General features: G+C 59.8%; 13 protein-coding genes and 2 pseudogenes. 10 read left to right on the forward strand and 5 right to left on the reverse strand.

The genetic code is table 11. From position 1 onward, the window contains the following. Positions 1-20 precede the first annotated feature (20 nt). From EN852_RS30040 to EN852_RS30070, 7 genes and pseudogenes are all read left to right on the forward strand, one after another. A complete protein-coding gene (locus EN852_RS30040) occupies positions 21-1,064 on the forward strand; it encodes a hypothetical protein (protein ID WP_127879468.1) in 1,044 nt (347 codons plus the stop codon). Between the two features lie 246 nt (positions 1,065-1,310). Further along, on the forward strand, positions 1,311-2,312 hold the full coding sequence (locus EN852_RS30045) for an amidohydrolase family protein (protein WP_348643489.1): 1,002 nt from the start codon (positions 1,311-1,313) through the stop codon (positions 2,310-2,312). A 200-nt stretch (positions 2,313-2,512) separates the two neighbouring features. After that, positions 2,513-2,836, forward strand: a pseudogene (locus tag EN852_RS30050) (ATP-binding protein); the annotation flags it as partial. 59 nt (positions 2,837-2,895) lie between these two features. Next, complete coding sequence (locus EN852_RS30055; protein WP_127879472.1) at positions 2,896-3,495, forward strand: HupE/UreJ family protein; 600 nt, start codon at positions 2,896-2,898, stop codon at positions 3,493-3,495. A 104-nt stretch (positions 3,496-3,599) separates the two neighbouring features. Beyond that, entirely contained in the window at positions 3,600-4,484 is an 885-nt protein-coding gene (locus tag EN852_RS30060) for a Na+-dependent transporter (protein ID WP_127879474.1), read from the forward strand. 17 nt (positions 4,485-4,501) lie between these two features. Further along, positions 4,502-5,797: a DUF3300 domain-containing protein gene (locus EN852_RS30065; RefSeq protein ID WP_127879476.1), complete on the forward strand. Its 1,296-nt coding sequence runs from the start codon at positions 4,502-4,504 to the stop codon at positions 5,795-5,797. Positions 5,798-6,054: 257 nt separating this feature from the next. After that, entirely contained in the window at positions 6,055-7,221 is a 1,167-nt protein-coding gene (locus EN852_RS30070) for a porin (protein WP_127879478.1), read from the forward strand. Positions 7,222-7,509: 288 nt separating this feature from the next. Here the strand turns inward: EN852_RS30070 and EN852_RS30075 are convergent, their stop codons facing one another. Beyond that, positions 7,510-7,800: a hypothetical protein gene (locus tag EN852_RS30075; RefSeq protein ID WP_127879480.1), complete on the reverse strand. Its 291-nt coding sequence runs from the start codon at positions 7,798-7,800 to the stop codon at positions 7,510-7,512. Positions 7,801-8,225: 425 nt separating this feature from the next. On the opposite strand from EN852_RS30075, the gene EN852_RS30080 reads away from it, so the two are divergent. From EN852_RS30080 to EN852_RS30090, 3 genes and pseudogenes are all read left to right on the forward strand, one after another. Further along, positions 8,226-9,131: a site-specific integrase gene (locus EN852_RS30080; RefSeq protein WP_127879482.1), complete on the forward strand. Its 906-nt coding sequence runs from the start codon at positions 8,226-8,228 to the stop codon at positions 9,129-9,131. A 4-nt stretch (positions 9,132-9,135) separates the two neighbouring features. Next, positions 9,136-10,328 (forward strand): annotated as a pseudogene (locus EN852_RS30085) (IS91 family transposase). 566 nt (positions 10,329-10,894) lie between these two features. Next, positions 10,895-11,992, forward strand: coding sequence for a polyamine ABC transporter substrate-binding protein (locus EN852_RS30090; RefSeq protein WP_127879484.1), 1,098 nt, complete (start codon positions 10,895-10,897; stop codon positions 11,990-11,992). 44 nt (positions 11,993-12,036) lie between these two features. Here the strand turns inward: EN852_RS30090 and EN852_RS30095 are convergent, their stop codons facing one another. From EN852_RS30095 to EN852_RS30110, 4 genes are all read right to left on the reverse strand, one after another. After that, positions 12,037-13,782, reverse strand: a complete 1,746-nt coding sequence (locus tag EN852_RS30095; protein ID WP_127879486.1) for an adenylate/guanylate cyclase domain-containing protein — start codon at positions 13,780-13,782, stop codon at positions 12,037-12,039. Positions 13,783-13,883: 101 nt separating this feature from the next. Further along, positions 13,884-15,167: a tetratricopeptide repeat protein gene (locus EN852_RS30100; protein ID WP_127879488.1), complete on the reverse strand. Its 1,284-nt coding sequence runs from the start codon at positions 15,165-15,167 to the stop codon at positions 13,884-13,886. Further along, positions 15,107-15,667, reverse strand: coding sequence for an adenylate/guanylate cyclase domain-containing protein (locus tag EN852_RS30105; protein WP_127879490.1), 561 nt, complete (start codon positions 15,665-15,667; stop codon positions 15,107-15,109). The genes EN852_RS30100 and EN852_RS30105 overlap by 61 nt, the downstream gene beginning before the upstream one ends. 481 nt (positions 15,668-16,148) lie before the next feature. Then, complete coding sequence (locus EN852_RS30110) at positions 16,149-17,873, reverse strand: adenylate/guanylate cyclase domain-containing protein (protein WP_127879492.1); 1,725 nt, start codon at positions 17,871-17,873, stop codon at positions 16,149-16,151. Positions 17,874-18,568: the final 695 nt, after the last annotated feature.

Below are 18,568 nucleotides of genomic sequence, written 5' to 3' on the forward strand. Positions count from 1 at the left end.
GCTCCAAAGAGGATGATGCCATGTTCGGATCGAGCGATGTATCTGCCGCCAGGGAGCCGCGAACCACGGATGGCACAATCGCATTACTGAACCTGCAGTCCCAGATCGATGTATACGAACGATCGGCAGTTCATGGGCAAGGAGCGTTTGTTGAGCTTCTTATGCTGCGGGCCCATCTGCTGGGACGCATCAAAGATGCAGAGTGGGCCAATGAATTAGCAGAAGCGGGCGTCCGCCAGGCTGATGCTGATGGTGCAGCGTTTGTCACGCGAGCCAGGGTGCGTGCCACCTTTCACCGATTCACAGAGGCGCTGCGCGACCTTGATGAAGCCGAACGCCTCGGAGTACGCCACGACGTGGCAGACAACGAGCGCGCCACAATCTTCCAGGCGATCGGACGGTACGCGGATTCGTTCGTTATCCGCCGGACCGCAGCGGATCATTTGTCCAATTTCGAAACGCTTGGTGCACTGGCTGTGCTCCACGCTGAATCCGGTGATACCGCCACCGCCGAGATCCTGTTTGACAAGACTCGTTCGTGTTATGGTGTCGTCTGTCCATTTCCAATTGCGATGCTGGATTTCCAACGAGGTCGGATGTGGATGACGGCAGGCGATCTAAAGCAAGCACGCATCTGGTTCGAAGCTGCATGCTTTCGGTTGCCCGACTATGCCCCAGCACAGGGGCACCTGGCCGAAGTCGATGCTGCGCTTGGGGAACGCAAAGCTGCGATCAATCGTCTGAGCGAGTACGCAGTTTCCTCCGACGATCCAGATTACGCAGCCCAATTGGCCCGAATCCTGGGAGAAAACGGGCAGCCGGAAGAAGCGATACGGTGGAGCACATTGGCGCTGGCTCGCTACAACGTTTTGTTGGGATCCCATCCTGCGGCTTTTGCTGATCATGCGGCAGAGTTCTTTCTGGAGTCTGGAAACGATCCAGAAAGGGCGCTTGAGTTGGCGAATATGAACCTGGAGCTTCGGAAAACTCCACGAGCTCGTGAGCTCGTCGCTCGTGCGGCAGAAGCTGTTCGCCTGCGATGTCATCTTATGACTCAGGAGTGAGGCCTCATGTTTGTTGCGGATGGAAGGCTCGCAACGCAATCTCCCGCCTCCGCGAAATCGTCGTTGAACTAAGCCGGCGCGGCGCGACTATCATATTAAACCAACTTAGAGCCGGTCGAACAACGCAAGGTAGAAACAATGAAAAGGCGCGAGTTTATTACTTTGCTCGGCGGCACGGCAGTTGCCTCTCCCTTCACCGCAGCGGCGCAGCAGTCGCGACCTCCAAGCCCTGTGCGCGAGGACTGGGTGGGTCGGCGCAACGAGCCTGCACTCGAACCTGAGCTACCTATTGTGGACCCTCATCATCACCTCTTTGTCCGACCGGGATGGCGCTACATGCTGGACGACTTTCTGGCTGATACCGGTACGGGCCACAACATTGTTGGAACGGTACTCGTGGAGGCCAACTCGATGTACCGTGACTCCGGCCCGGTTGAGATGCGCCCTGTCGGCGAAGTCGAATTCGCCAATGGCGTGGCCGCGACATGCGCTAGCGGATACTGCGGCAAGACTAGGGTCGCAGCGGGCATTGTTGGGAACGCCGACCTCAGGCTGGGCAGCCGCGTTGAGGCGGTGCTTGACGCGCTTTTGCGCGCCGGTGGCGACCGACTCCGCGGAATTCGTTATATCACGGCCTGGGACGCGGACACTTCACTCCTCAATCCGGCCTATCCGGTACCGCCGGGGCTGCTTGGCGACAACACATTTCGCGAGGGCTTCGCGTTACTCGGCCCTTTCGGACTCTCGTTCGATGCTTTGGTTCTTCACCCGCAACTTGATGATGTCGCGAACCTGGCCGGTGCATTCCCGGACACGAAAATTGCTCTCAACCACGTCGGCAGGCTGGTCGGAGTCGGCGCCTATGCCGGCAGGCTAAGCGAGCAATTTCCCCGCTGGGCCGCGTCGATTAAGGCGCTCGCTGCACACGAAAATGTCTATGTCAAAGTCGGCGGACTCGGCCAAGCCGTCAACGGTCTCGGATTTGAGAAGCTAGCCGAGCCGCCGTCGTCGGAGACGGTCGCAAATGCCATGCGCCCCTATGTCGAGACCTGCATCGAAGCCTTCGGGGCACAGCGTTGCATGTTTGAAAGCAACTTCCCTCCCGACAAAGAGGGCTTCAGCTATTCAGTGTACTGGAACGCCTGTAAGTTGCTCACAAGAGGGGCGGGCGGGACGGAAAAGACGGATCTTTTCGCCAGAACGGCCACACGCTTTTATCGGCTCAACGGGATCGGGAATGCCGGTTGAATGGGCTTGCGGGAAGCGGGGACCGCGCGCCTTGTTCCGATATACTGGAGAGACTGTCAGCCCATATCGGTGGAATCCCGCTGCCGGACGAAGGGCTGACCGCGAACTATCAAGGCGCCTGGCATTATAGAAAGCGTATCAAGAGCCGGCAGCGCTCCGTAGGTTTGTAGCCGCGCGATGATGCTGCGGCTGACGCCGGACGAGACTGCAATCTCATTGTCCGGCTCGCCTGCCGCCAAGCGGCCCAAGGCGCCGCGAAAGTGGCCATTTCCGTCGAGGATTCAGGACCAGGGGTCGATCAGGAAGAAATCGCCAGGATCTTTGATCCCTTTGTTACTACAAAGGCAAGCGGGATCGGGCTTGGTCTCGCTATTTGCAGAATGATCGTTGAGCAACACGGCGGTCACCTCTTGGCTTCGTCTGAACGGGACCAAGGCGCACGATTTGAAGTTGTTCTCCGATTCTGCCAGCCTGAACAAGGCCAGCTATATTGTCCCCGGGGACAATGGCCGCAGGGACAATAGTCCCGCGCTTCGCGCCGTCGCATTTTCCCGTCATTCACCGCGTAAAACGAGGGAATCCGATGTTCAAGCGCTTGCTCTGCCTATTGACCGCAACAATCGCTACGACCGTCCCGGCATTCGCACATGTCGGTGTCGGCAGCCGTGACTCGTTCATTACCGGCTTCATGCATCCGCTGTCCGGCCTCGACCACATCGTCGTGATGGTCGCGGTTGGGCTTTGGGCCGCCACATTGGGCGGGCGTGCCCTCTGGCTCGTTCCGACGGCGTTCATCGCAAGCATGACTCTGGGCTACGTGCTCTCTCTTGCCGGAACAGGGTTCCCTGTCGTTGAGCACATGGTCCTGGCTTCGGTTATCGCGGTTGGTATCCTCATCGCCGCATCGGTCCGGCTGCCGGCGACGGCCGGAGCAATGCTCGTCGGCGCCTTCGCCCTTTTCCACGGGGCGGCGCATAGCGGCGAACTCGGTGCCGCCAATTCATTGGGTTTCGGTGTCGGCTTTATTATCGCGACTGCTCTCCTCCACGCTGCCGGAATTGGAGTCCGCCCGCTCTTCGTTCGCGGCATCGGGCTGGAAAGGCAAGCGGCCGATTCCGTCACCCGATTGCTGGGCGCGGTCGCCGCGGCTCTCGGCGCGCTGGCCGCGTTCGGTGCCGTATAGACGACAAGCATGACTGGCCGACGCGCATGGTGGCGGCCAGTCACCCATGACCAGGACGCCACCGGCCTGTCGCCATGGTGCAGTAGCATTTGGAGCAGGGTGTCATGACGCTTGCCAATCTGATTTCGAGCATACTCAGTCTGAGCTTGTTGGTGCTCGTCTTCGTGCTCGGGCTCAGAGCCAAGTTCGACGAGGTCACCTACCTGTTTCGCAACCCGGGTCTCCTTTGTCGTTCCATCCTCGCGATGAACATCCTGTTGGTGTGTATCGCTGTCGCGGCGAGCGTGCTTCTCAATCTTGATCCGGCCATCAAGATAGCGCTTGTGACTCTGGCGGTTTCTCCCGTTCCGCCTCTCCTTCCCAACAAGCAGATGGGCGCTGGCGGGACCTCCCACTACGCTATCGGGCTGCTTGTTGCAGCATCAGTCGTTTCGGTCGTCCTTGTGCCGCTTAGCATCGAGGCAATCGAGCATTTCTTCCCATTCGACCTCTACATTGCGCCGGGCAAGGTGTTTTCCGTTGTGGCGATGTCGATCTTCGTACCGCTGATACTCGGCATGTTAGTGGGGCGATTGGCGCCGAGCGTCGCCTCGAGAATTGCCGGTCCTTTGTCGTCAATAGCTATGGCCCTGTTGATCGTCGCGATCATTCCGGTCCTGATCAAGGCATGGCCCGATCTTTCTCGCCTTTTCGGGGACGGCGTGGTGCTCAGCCTCGTTCTCTTTACGGTCGTGGGACTGGCGCTTGGCCATTTGTTGGGTGGTCCGGAGCCGGCCAATCGAACGGCCCTCGCTCTCGCTAGCAGCACTCGACACCCCGCCGTCGCCATAGCGATTGCGACTCTCAATTTTCCGGACGTTCCCGGCGTTCCCGCCTTGATTCTCTACCACCTCGTGATCGGCGGGATCGTCTCGACGCTATATCTGCGATGGAGGCGAGGTACGACGCAGCCACCAATTGCCAGCTCGCATGCTGGCGGAAAGGGTTGATAGCTATGAATGGATTGATGAACTGGAGAGTCATCGCTGCCCTCGTCTTGGTTTCCGCGGGGATAATGGTGGCGCCATCCGAAGGACGTGCGCAACAGCAGGCTGCCTCCACGACGACATCCGATCAGCAAGCCCCGCCGGGACGCAAGGCGCTGAGCGCGATGGAGATGGAAGTGCTTGTGGCTCGGATCGCTCTCTATCCCGATGAACTCGTCGCCCTGATTACGAGCGCCTCTATCCATCCGCTGCAGATCGTCGAGGCCGGGCGCTATCTCGATGCCTATGCCAAGGACAAGAGCCTTAAGCCCAAGGATAGCTGGGATGGCTCAGTGATCTCCCTGCTTAACTATCCGGAGATCGTGACGATGATGAGCCACGACCTGGCGTGGACCCAGCAGCTCGGAGACGCCATCGCCTGGCAACAGAAGGACGTATTGGCCGCCATTCAGAAATTGCGCAGTGACGCTGTGGCCAAGGGCGTGATCAAGAGCGGCGACCAGATCAAGGTGGTCAAGGAGAACAACAATATCGTGATCCAGTCGTCGAAACCTGAAGTCGTCTACGTGCCGCGCTACGATCCGAGGATTCTCTATGCGTCTGGCTATCCGCCGGCGCCGGTTGCCTACTACCCCAATCCCTATCCAAATTACTGGTATCCCACGGCAACCTTCTTCGCGGGTGCCGTCACCGGCGCGATATGGGCTGCGGCCGTTGACTGGAACAATGGCGGCGTATGGGGCGGTGGCTGGAACGGCAACGATATCAACATCGACTGCAACAACTGCTTCAACAACCGCAACTTCAACGGCAAGGTGAACCTCAACGACGTCGATTGGAGGAACGTCGACCGCTCAAAAATCAAGATAGACAACGACCAACTCGCCAAGTTCGATAGCACCAACATCCGCAACAGGGTCGAGGCGAACGATAACAATTCGCTCCGCAACCGCACGGCCGACATCAGGAACCGTGACATCGCGGCAAGCCGTCCGAACGCGGCGGGCAAGTCGAGAAACATTCATAAGAAAACGCTGGAAGGCCTTCGGCCGGCCGCACATCGGCCGAGTACGGGCCAGCGCGACGCAGCAAGGGCGGCAGCGCGCAATTCCGGCAAGGTCGACCGATCTGTTGGCAAGCCTCACCGGCCCGCTGCCAAGGCCGAGAGGCGGACGAGCAGGCCTTCGGCACACGCCAACAGGGGGCATCGTCGCCAGCTTTCCCAGGTCAATTCGCACCGAGGAGCGCACTCGAACCTCAGGCACGGCGGAAGGGGCCACAGGCCGGTCAAACACCACCATAGGCGCAGGCGTTGAGAGGAGCAGGCACAATCATGGCGGGATGATTTCATCCCGCGTGATCGCTGAACGGTTGGCGCGACCGTTGGCTGGGCGAAACTGGCGATACCGCCAGACGCATCGGACCGCAGCATTCGTCACGACCGAGTGATCAGCCTTCAGCACGGCGGATGGCGTGGCCAGGACTTTCAGGTGGCGTTCGGCCTTGATGACGACATCGCCCGCCTGGTTCGCGCGATCCTGCTCGATTTTTAATCTTGTGACTTGAGATCAAGATGAAAATGAAGAGCCTTCTTTTCGGTTCCGCGGCGGCCATGGCCGTTGTCACTGGCGCGCGCGCCGCTGACGCTACAGTCGCTGCTGAGGCCGAGCCGACCGAATACGTCAAAGTGTGCGACGTCTACGGCGCCGGTTACCTCTACATCCCTGGCACCGAAACCTGCCTGCGCGTCGGCGGCCACGTCCGTTACGAAGTCAGTGCTGGCGACGTCGGTTCGTTCGATGGCGCGCGGACACACGACGTGCAAGACGGCAGCCCCCAAGCTACCTGGTACAAGAACACCCGGTTTACACTGAAGACTTGGACCGGCGAAGAAACGGCGTTTGGTACCCTCAAGACTTACACGGAGACCCGGTTTAACTTCGGCGATCACAACGCCTATGCAGGCCCCGACAGTCCCCAGAATTATGCCTTCAACAGCGGTCTCACGTTGAACTTCGCCTGGGTCCAACTGGGCGGGCTGCGCGTTGGCAAAGACCACTCCGCCTTCGATACGTTCGTCGGCTATGCCGGCGACGTCATCAATGACACACTCGTTCCTTACGGTGACTTCAACACCAACGTGGTCCAGTACTACTTCGACGCTGGCCAGGGCCTCTCTGGCGTGGTGTCGCTCGAAGAAGGCCAAGTCAAGGTCGGAACGATCGACAGCTATGTTCCCCATGTCGTTGGCGGTATGAAGTACAAGCAGGGCCGCGGCGCTATCACCGGCGTTGTCGCTTATGACAGTAACTATGCAGAGGTTGCTGGCAAGGTTCGCGTCGACTTCAACGTCACCAAGGAATTGTCGCTGTTCGGTATGTTCGGGTACGGCAGCGATGGCAAGCTCAACGACGACACGACCAACACGATCCCCGCACATGGTCGCGGTTTCTACAAGATCTGGGGCGGCAACTGGGGCTTCTGGGTCGGCGGCACCTATAAGCTCAACGAGAAAACCTCGTTCAACCTTCAGGTTTCAGGCGACGAGCTGAAGAACTATGGCGTAGCGGCCAACGTTGCCTACACCACCGCTCTCGACTTCACGATCACTGCTGAAGTTGACTATGTCCATTATGGCAACTTTGGTCTCCCAACGACCAATCCATCCAATGTCAACTTCACCAATGCCGACAAGAAGAACAACGTCGGTGGCGTCCTCCGCTTCCAGCGTTCCTTTTAGCGGATCGAGATATTCACCATGGCCTCCGCGGCATGCGGTTGCCATGGCCGCAGCGCCAAGCCGACAATCGAGGAATTGCTCTAGCGTCATGACTGTACCAGCCGTCGCCAAAGTGATTTGAGGATGTCCCGGAACTGGAACGCGGCAGCACGCACCGCCTCGAATGCAGCCCCTCATCGGGGTCGAGGTCAAACACCAGGCGGTCGCCCTTCTCGACTCGCTGGCTGACAGTTTCGCCTACGAAACGACATGGCCCGGCTGCTCAGGTGGGCGGGCTTTTCATTTCTGTCACGGGACACGGCCAACCGGTTCGTCGCACTTGTAGACCGGACAGCGGCCGTCACGGGTCGGGACATAGGCCGACATCGGCACCTGGGGCCAGTCGCACTCGTTGCCGAATTGCCTGACATAGCGGTCGTAAGTGTTGGGGCCGGTGCTCAGCACCACGGCGCGCTTGCTTTGGACCAGTTGCTGGAGCTGCTGGCAGTTCATCGTGCGGGTGTCGGGCCGGGCCTCACTGAGGCCGGTCGCGGCAAGCAGGATCGCTGCTGTCGTCAAAGCAGTTAATAAGGTGGACATGGGCGGTATCCTCGATCGGGCAGGGCATGCCACACTCGCATCTGGGCCAGCGGTTCCGCAACAGCCAGTTGGCCGGGCTTCGATCCTCCCAGGAAAGACATGACCGTAATTGGTCCGGCGACTTTGGCCTACTGGGCCGTTTTTTAGCGATTGTGAGACTGCTGGAAGCCGGCCACGTCGTACTGTGACACGCTCTTCGGATTGTGAGTTCAGCAGAGGACTCAAGGTCTGCTTCCCGAAATCCTGCTTTCGAAACCGGAAGTTCCGCTTGCGGCCCCAAAGACGACATGGCAGCTATGCGCCTAAGCACGAACCCGCTTCGCGGGAGGGGCGCCTCGGCCTGAGATGGCCCGCCGAGCATTGGCCTTGAGCGGGTAGAGGTTGCGATCTGACCATGGAGTTCCCTTCAACGAGAGGAACTCGCCATGGCTATACTGTCGACCGATGCACCGATCTCGCCGCTTCGCCAGCGCATGCTCCACGACATGCTCATGCGAGGTCTGGGCGCCCACACCCAGCAGGACTACGTTCGTCACGTTCGCCGTTTCGCTACGTTTCTCGGCCGCTCGCCCGATACTGCGACGCCCGAGGACATCCGCCGCTTCCAGTTGCATCAACATGAGAGCGGCATCGGGCCTGCGACCATCAACGGCGCGGTCTCGGCGCTGCGGTTCCTGTTCCTGGTGACGCTGAAGCGGCGGGATCTGGCGCGTGCGCTGGTGATCATGCGCTATCCACGCAAGCTGCCCGATGTGCTGAGCGTGGAAGAAGCAGCGCGGCTGCTCGAAGCAGCACCGGGCATCAAGTACAAGGCCGCGCTCGGCGTCGCCTATGGTGCGGGCCTGCGCGTCTCCGAGGTCTCGCATCTCAAGGTCGACGACGTCGACTCGACACGCATGCTGCTCCGCGTCGAACAGGGCAAGGGCCGCAAGGACCGCAACGCAATGCTCTCACCGCAGCTTCTTGAACTGCTGCGGCTGTGGTGGCGCGAAGGTAAGCGACGCGGGGTGATGCTCCCGCATGGCTGGCTGTTCCCGGGGCGCAGTTGCACCGATCCGATCTCGTCGCGGCAACTCCATCGCGCGGTTCAGGAAGCCGCCGAAGTCGCCGGCATCCGCAAGCGCGTCAGCCCGCACACGCTGCGGCACAGCTTCGCCACCCACCTGCTCGAGCAGGATGTCGACATCCGCGTCATCCAGGTGCTGCTCGGACACAGCAAACTCGATACGACCGCACTCTACACCAAGGTCTCGACCCGGACGATCCACGCGGTCGCCGGGCCGCTCGACCGATTGATGGCGCTGATGGAAGGCAAGACGCCGCCCGACTGAGCGGGTGCGCGCGGATCTGGAGGTCGCCGATATCTTCCGTGCTGCCGGTCCTGCCTACCGGGCCGCCCATGCCGGACACCTGAGCCTCACCCAGCTCAAGGTGATGTCGGCGATCGAGAACTGCCGCACCGCAGTCCTTGGGGGTCACGTCGAGGCCTGCGAGGACTGCGGCCAGTGGCGTATCGCCTACAACAGTTGCCGCAACCGGCATTGTCCGAAGTGCCTGGGCGCGGCGGCGCGGACATGGTTGGCCGAACGCCAGGCCGACCTGCTGCCGGTCGGCTACTTCCACGTCGTGTTCACGCTGCCCGCCGAGATCGCCGACGTCGCTTTCCACAACAAGGCCCTCATCTACGACCTGCTGTTCAGGACGGCATCGGAGACGATGCTGACCATCGCCGCCGATCCCAAGCACCTTGGCGCCCGTATCGGCATCACCGCCGTGCTCCACACCTGGGGATCGGCGATGACGCACCATCCGCACGTGCACATAATCGTGCCGGGCGGCGGTATCGCGTCAGACGGAAGCCGCTGGATCTCGTCGCGTTCGGCCTTCTTTCTCCCGGTGCGCGTGCTCGGCAAGCTGTTCCGACGGCTCTTCCTCACCCGGCTGGTCATGCTGCACGACGCTGGGCGGCTCGCCTTCTTCGGCTCAATGGCGCGCCTCAGCGAACGGCGAGCCTTCCTGCGCCATCTTGCTCCCTTCCGGAAGAAGCGCTGGGTTGTCTACGCCAAGGCGCCGTTCGCCGGGCCGGAGGCGGTCCTCGCCTACCTGTCGCGATACACGCATCGGGTCGCGATCTCGAACCGCCGCCTGGTCGCCTTCGAAGAGGCTGGCGTCACCTTCCGCTACAAGGATTATCGCCGCGACGGCACCGACCGGCAGCAGGTCATGACGCTCGCCACAGACGAGTTCATTCGCCGCTTCCTGCTTCATGTCCTGCCGCGCGGCTTCCATCGCATCCGGCATTACGGCCTACTTGCCGGTGGCTCTCGCAAGGCCGGCCTCGCGTTGGCGCGCGAACTGCTGAGCGTCGCCGCGCCACCCGATGAGGACACACAAGGCGAACCGGAGGATTTCCGGCCGGCATGCCCTGCTGCGGCGGACGCATGTTCGTCGTCGAGGTGTTCGAACGGTGGAAGCAGCCGCGCGGACCGCCGGACGCATCAGCACCGATCCGGGAGACCGCTCCATGACCCGGCACGCCATGAACCAGCTTCCAGCCACCGGCGTTCAACCTCCGGCAACGGACCCGCGCGTGTCCATGGTGATCACCGACGCCGACAGAGCAACATCCGACTGCGAGCGGAGCCTTCAAGGGCGTGCGAAGAGGCAACGAAGTCCCCTGGCCGTATCCATCGCGGCGCTTCCCGACTATGTCCTCGCTACCGCCGACATCAGCCGCAACCCGAAATCCCCATAGCCATAGCCCGTGGCCCGCGGGTTCCTGCATGAGAGGCTTTCGTACGCCTGCCGGCACCCGAAACCCTTCACCATATCGGTCGTCCAGCAAATCCTAGGCGCTTCCCGAAAGCGGACATCCGAGCGAACACTGATGCGCTACGTTTGCCAGTTCCCGGCATCGGCACACCAGTCCGCAAGCGGCCTTGCAGGTGGTTTCTTCCGGAGACGATCCGCATTCGACGATCGAGTTTGCCCATTCGACTCTTATTCTTTTCAGCATGTGCTAATATGAAACTGTGCACGGTCGCCGACAGTGTGGCCCGTTCGCAGTTTGGCAACTGCGGCCAATGGTGAGGACATGATCCGCAAGGCGCTTTTTTGGTTGGCTGCGTCTTTACTCGCCGGGGCCATGACCCTGTCCGCGCAAGCTGCCGATAAGGTGGTCAACCTTTACGACTGGTCGGACTACCTGGATCCCACGGTCATCGAGGACTTCACCAAGGAAACCGGTATAAAGGTCGTTTACGACGTTTTTGACTCCAACGAGATACTCGAGACCAAGCTGCTTACCGGCGGCTCCGGCTACGACGTCGTCGTACCAAGCGCCAGTTTCCTGGCCCGCCAGGTCGCGGCCGGCGTCTTCCGCAAGCTGGACAAGTCGAAGTTGCCCAACATTGCCAACATGTGGGACGTCATCGAGCAGCGCACTGCGAAGTACGACCCGGGCAACCAATATTCGGTGAACTACATGTGGGGCACGGTGGGTTTGGGGTACAACACCTCGAAGATCAAAGCCGCGCTTGGTGTCGACAGACTCGATAGTTGGGGCGTCTTCTTCGATCCCGAGAAGCTGAAGAAGCTTGCCGATTGCGGTGTCTACATGGTCGATTCGCCCACCGAAATCCTGCCCATCACGATGAATTATCTCGGGCTGAACCCCGAGAGCACCTCGCCGGCAGGTTTCGACAAGGCCAAAGAGGCGTTGATGCGTATCCGGCCCGACATTCGCAAAATCGAGTCATCCGAGTACATCAACGCTTTGGCTGACGGGGATATTTGCCTCGCGATTGGCTGGTCGGGCGACGTCCTGAAGGCGCGCGATCGCGCGGCTCAAGCCGGTAACGGCATCACAATCGCCTACTCGATACCTCGGGAAGGCACGGTCATGTGGTTCGACCAGCTGGCAATCCCAAAAGATGCACCGCACGTGGACGAAGCGACTGCCTTCATCAACTATCTGATGAAGCCTGAAGTCGCCGCCAAGAACACGAATTATGTGTTTTTCGCCAATGGCAACAAATCTTCACAAAAATTCATTGAAAGAAGCATTCTTCGCGACCCGGCGATCTATCCCGACGATGCCAAATTAAAGAAGCTTTTCACCGTTTTACCCTACGATCAGAAGACGCAGCGCGTAGCGACGCGCACCTGGACCAAAATCATCACAGGTCAATAGGGCGGTTGCGCCTTCCGACGAACAGCTGAATGTTCACGGCTTCGTCAATCCGCAATACCTGCTTTCCGCAGGCCATCCAGCCAGTGCTCCAAGTCCTCCTGGCGGCGATATGGAGAGTCGCGCTTGTAGTCGGACAGAGTGAAACTTGGTTTGCGTTCAAGGCATCTGCCCCAGGCCGATCGTGCCTCTTCGGCACGTCCTAGCTGGCCTAAACACGCAGCCAGATTGGCAAATCCCCGATCATAATTGTTGTTATCCCAGCGGCGGAACGACCGTAGTGACGCCTCATAGTCGCCGAGTAGATAATGCGTAAAGGCGAGCAGTTCGTGGATATCGCGGTCTTCTAGTGGATTGAGCCGTTGCAGCCGCTCGCCTACCTCGCGAGCCTTTGCGAGCTGACCGTCCCAAAGAGAGATGTAGCCGACCCAGTTGAGTGCCAAAGCATTTGTAGGTCCGAGCACGAGCGCGCGTTGTCCGTGGGTCTCGGCAGTCTCGAAGTCGCCCTTCCATGCATATAGAGCAGCAACAACCGACTCTGCGAGCCCGCTGGCGTCGCCGAGTTCAATCGCTCGCAGGGCCGACTGCATCGCCAATGCCTTCAGACCTCCGTCGGCCCTGAAGGCGGAGAGCGTCGCGTAGGCGTCAGCTAGGCATGCATGCGCCCGCGCCGAATCGGGCTGCCCGCGAAGAGCCAACTTGAAGAACTCAATAGCGGCGATGGTGTCGTCTTCCGTAAAACGGTGCGCGGCCTCGATACCGCGCAAAAATGCGTCATAGGCACCCAGGCTTGTTTTCGTCTGCCTGGCCCGGGCGATTTCTGCGGTTCCAACCTTGCCGACCAGTGCCCAGGCGATTCGTTCTGTCACCTCGTCTTGCACGGCGAAGAGGTCGTCGATGCTTCGATCATAACGTTCAGCCCACACGTGATTTCCGGACGAAGCCTCTATTAGCTGCGCCGTGATCCTTACCCGTGCTCCAGCCTTCCGAACGCTTCCCTCAACGACGTAGCGTACCCCGAGCTTTCTTCCCACCTCAGTAGTGTTTACGGATCTTCCTTTGAAGACGAATGAGGAATTGCGCGCAATCACAAACAGGCTTTGGCTACGGCTCAGTTCCGTGATCAGGTCCTCAGTTATTCCATCCGAGAAATACTCCTGTTCAGGATCTGCCGACATATTGGCAAAGGGAAGGACCGCGACCGACGGCTTGAACGGAAGTGGCAAATCATTCGCCGATTCGATAGCGATCGAACCTTCTTGTGCCTGCTCTCCCGTGCCTACCCGGTAGGCACGAACTGCCCCAGCTATGTTCTTCATTGCATGATCGCCAAGGTCGACGATCTCGTAAGGAAGTTTGCCATTAACCTGATCGTAAACGCTGCGCCCAATAACGACGCCCCCGGGCTCGCTGACCTTTTCCAGCCTCGCAGCGATGTTCACGCAGTCGCCGTAGATTGTCGTCTCATCCAGGATAACCTCACCAGCGTTGATGCCCATTCTGAAGGCCATGCGACGCTCTGACGGAAGATCCGTGTTGCGCAACGTTATGCGCTCTTGCGTCTCGACGGCGAATTGCAACGCATCGACGGCGCTGGGAAACTCGATCAGCAGACTATCGCCCGCAGTTCCGACCAGCCGGCCCCTGAATTGCGCTACCTTTGGGTCGATCACTTCGGCTCTCAGTGCCTTTAGATGAGAGAGCGTCCCGGCCTCATCTGCCCCCATCAAACGCGAGTAGCCAGCTACATCGGCCGCCAAAACCGCCACAAGCTTTCTTTCCGGGCGCGCCAAGAGGCCTCCTCGCTACAAGCACGTCACATGGTTTTCGTATGAGGGTAGCACTCGTATCAGCGCCCAACCAGCGGCGTGAGAACGGCCGCTTTGGTCCGCATTCAGTCCGGCAAGCCCGCCATGCGCAAACCGTCCATCAGATGATCGTGATCCTTTTGATGCTGATACCAGGCTGCGCCGCGCCAGAACTCATCCCAATCCTTGAGTCGGCGGCCCGGGAAGACCACCATGTCATCCTCGGCAACGCGCAGAAACTCTTCCAGTGTGGCATTCGCTTCGCCTAGCCGTCCGGCATACGCATAGCTTGCTGCCAAAATTCCTCGAATTTCATTGATCGGCTCTGGAATCGACTTCAATGACGCAACAGCGTCATCATAGCGGCGTGCGGTGAAATAGGCCCAGCCCATGCCCCATGGATACCAGGCGAAATCATAAGGGTTCTGCCGCCTCGACAATTCGAACTGCTCAATCGCCGCTTCGGGTCGTCCAATGGTGTGGAGGAAATACGCGTAGTAGCCCCTCGCTTCCGTGTCATTCGGATTATTCTGAAGGGCTTTTTCGAGATGGAACCGCGCTTCATCGTATTCGCCCCTGGCATTATGCACCATGCCAAGGATCCAGCGAGCGTTGTTGTCGGTGTCGTCGAGCTTGACCGCCCGCCTCGCAAAATCGATCGCCTCAGCGCGCAGTCGATCGCGATGCTCTGACCAATGGGCCATTTGGGTCACAAAACAACAATATGCGTAGCAGGCGTGGGCCTGAGAGCTGGCCGGGTCGGCCTCGACTGCTCGGCGCGCCAGCATCCGGGCCTGCTCGCCGTCACTCCTGGTGAACTTGATGATGAACGCCCTTGCACGCAAGACCAGGTCATAGGCTCTGAGCGCATTCGGACTGAGGCTAACCGCCCGCTCGCGCCAAGCCGCCTCGACCCGACCGCCCACCGTGGCGGCTACCGCGCGAGCCAATTCTTCCTGTATGGCGAAGAGGTCCAACAGGTCACGGTCGTAGCGCTCAGCCCAAACATGATTTCCGGTGGAAGCGTCGACGAGTTGCGACGTGACGCGGATTCTGCTGCCCGATTTCCTCACGCTTCCTTCAATGACGTAACGCGCGCCCATCTTGCGGCCAAATTCTTTTACTTCGATCGCCTGGCCCTTAAACGCAAAGGACGAATGGCGGGCAATGACGAGCAGCGAATGGAAGCGCGACAGTTCCGTGATGATGTCCTCGGTGATGCCGTCCGAGAAATACTCCTGTTCCGGATCACCGCTCATATTGTTGAAGGGGAGCACGGCGATGGACGGTTTCTCACTTTCGACGGGTGCTATACTGACCAATTGTGGGTGCTTCGCGTCGGGAAAGAGGTTGACGTTGTAGATGCGCACCGGTCGCTCGATGTTCTTGAGGATCTGCTCGCCCGTATCTTCAACTCGAGCGGGAACCTGTTGCCCAAGCTGTCCCGGACCGAACCGGAGACCGCAACACCGCCGGGCCTAGCCATGCTTTCGATCCGCGCCGCAATGTTGACGCCGTCGCCAAAGATGTCGTCGTCCTCGATGATGATATCGCCGAGATTGATGCCGATGCGGAATTCAATGCGCCTTTCGGCGGGCACTTCTGCGTTACGCTCGTGCATCTTGTGTTGAATCTCGGTGGCGCAGGCCACCGCATTTAGCACGCTCGGGAATTCGACCAGAAAGCCGTCACCGGTTAGCTTGACGATCCTTCCCTGATGCTCAGCTATCTTGGCGTCCACCAGCTCGCGGCGATGGGCCTTGAACCTCGACAGGGTTCCGCTCTCGTCGAGGCCCATGAGCCTGGAGTAACCGACCACATCGGCTGCGAGGATGGCGGCAAGGCGGCGCTGACTGCGTTCTTTGGCCATTTGGCAACGCGTTGACCTAGAGCGAAGAAACCGCAAGAATTGTATGTGCCCTAAAGTGTGAAGTCTATCGCGCCCCTTTTGGCGGCCATTCAGCAACCGCCTGTCCCCTTAGGGTCGGTCGTGGAAATTGGCCGCGAATGTGGGTGTCACCCATCACCTTTCTTGCAGCCCTCGATGATGGTGCGCGGTCTAATCAGCCACACCATCAGCATGGCTGACCCGCCGGATAAAAGATTCAGGGTTACGCGGGCTCGGTTCGACGGCAGCTTTGCGCCTCGTTGTCAGTCTGTCGGAGCCCATGATCGCCAGTCCCAAAGCGGCCAATAGCTCGGCCAATCCGGTCCTAGCCCCCGCCCTTCGGACGGAGGACTGTGCTCGAAAGCAGTGGGCGACTGCTGGGACAACCAAGAAGGCGAAGAGATATCTTGAAGGCCAGCATCTTAGCCTTCGGGTACAGCCGTTCGAACGGCGGCGGCCCATTTCACTCCGACAAGCCTGCCTTCCGCAATCCGTTGAACAGGGGATCACCCGCTTCGCTGTGCGCATATGGGCTCATCGCGGCGACATCTCGTAAAGAGAGGTCCGGCTGGAGCTCCCGCGCCATCCCCACCGCCCTTGCCGCCTCGGATAAATGGCCAAGTTGGGCGTGAGCGGCCGCGAGTTGGAGCCACGCGCCATACTCCTTCTGTGGGACATTGCTGAGGGCGGCAATGGCTTCCTCGTACCTCTCTAGGTCGATCAATATTCCGCCGCGAATCCACCAAAACCAATGCGGTGGGAATTTGCTCCTCTGCAGGGCATCGTCAATCTCGATCATCGCCTGTTCTGGCTGGCCGGCAAATCGCATCGCTTCCGCCCGGTCGGCGCGAATCTCCGCGTCAGCGGGATTGAGATCGACAGCACGGTTGAAATGCATGCTTGCACGTTCGTGCTGCCCCAGCCAGAGTGCGACCATCGCGTTGGCCTGCTGGACGATTGCGTCGTTGCTGTCCAGTTCCAACGCCTTTTGCGCGGCGAGGCGCGCCTCGTCCAGCGTTGATAGTTGTGCGTCGTACCAGTAGCTGCCAAGGTGCGCGATTGCCAGCATAGCGTGAGCCTGCGCAAAATCGGGATCGATGGAAATTGCACGATCAAAAAAGGGCGCAGCTGCTCTGTCGCTGGCCCGCCGGGCGACTTCTCTTCCTTGGAGGAAGAAGTCGTAGGCGGTCCAGCTCGACGTTGGCTTCTTGCGCAGTTGCGCCACGGCGGTGCTCATCATGTGCCCTTCGAGCGTCGCAACTATCGCCGAGACGACCTCATCCTGCACCGCGAAAATGTCGTTTGTTTCGCGGTCAAATCGTTCAGCCCAAACGTGGTTGCCGGTGCCGGCGTCGATCAGCTGCACGGTTATGCGTATCCGCTGGCCCGTTTTCCGCACACTACCATCGACAACAAAGCTCACCCCGAGATCGGCAGCCGCCAGCATGGGGTTAACGCCTTTGCTGCCAAGTTGAAACGAGGCATGACGAGCGGCTACGGAAAGGTTCTTGAACCGGGACAGCTCGGTAATGATGTCCTCGGCGATGCCGTCCGACAGGTATTTCTGGTCGGGATCGCCGCTGAGATTGTCCAGCGGCAGGATGGCTATCGACGGTTTGTTAGAAACGGGTGAGATCGTCTGGGGTGCCATAGGCACGGCTGTAGGTCCGGCACGAAAGACCCGGACCGGCGTGGCGATATTCTTGAGCTGTCGTTCGCCCACGTCCTCGAAGGCGGCCTTGACCTTGCCTCGTACCTCGTCGTGAACCTTGCCGGAAATGCATAGGCCACCGGGCTCAGCCAGCGTCTCGAGCCGCGCGGCGATGTTGACGCCCTCACCATAGATGTCGGCACCTTCGCCGATGACGTCGCCGAGATTGATACCTACGCGGAGCACAATGCGGCTCTGATCTGGCAAGTCCGCATTGGCTTCCGACATCTTTCGTTGCAACTCAATCGCCGCGGTCACCGCGTGAACCGCGCTAGCGAATTCGATGAGCACGCCGTCACCCAACAATTTGACGATGCGGCCGCCGTACTCGCGCACTGTAGGCTGAAGGATCAAGGTCCGACGCTTCTTAAGCGCCGCAAGTGTGCCCACTTCATCGGCCTCCATCAGCCGCGAATATCCGACTACATCCGCAACGAGGATGGCGGCCAACCGGCGGAGCACGCGTTCTTCGGCCACCTGTGTAGGCCTCCTGCTACCAGCTGCGGTTATGGTATTTGTGAGCGCACGCAAAGTCCATTCCGGAGGACTAAGGGCCGAGCGCCGCCCTGTCGCTCGACGTCCGTCAAAAAGGGTGCCTTGAGGCGACAGCGGCGATCTCGGAGCGATGGGCGAGCGAGACATCGCCGCTATCCCTCTAGTTCAATTCCGCTGACCTTGGCGATGTCACAGGTGAGGGCGATGACATCATGACAATGCCCACGCCACCTGAAGGTCCGCTTTTGAAGATTCGTAGACCGATGCTCCCCGTCTCTTGCAGGCCCCAATACAGTCGTTCCAGGAGGTCGGGGCGAACCTGGCAGGGATGCGTCGTGGCATCAACACTCCGGCACCGCGAATTACGAGCCCGAGCAGCTAGTACCCCGCAACGTGCTAACTCCTAAATAACATCAATCGCTTGGTTTTAAACCACACATTTCACCGGGATGCCGCAATGTGCGGGAGACCCCGAAAAATCCAGCAAAAACAACCCACCGCCCAAAGCACAATGTGCTGCCTTTTATCTTGCCATCGGTCCTCGGTCGTAGTAACCGCCCGGTCCCTGCACATATTTGAAGTAGTGCAATCTCGCATCATGTCGGGTTCCTTCGTCTTGTGGAGGATATCCGGATGGCACCTCGCCGCTCGTGGGCCAAGGCCAACAGCCCATACTG

Source organism: Mesorhizobium sp. M2E.F.Ca.ET.209.01.1.1 (assembly GCF_004010375.2).
GTDB lineage: Bacteria > Pseudomonadota > Alphaproteobacteria > Rhizobiales > Rhizobiaceae > Mesorhizobium.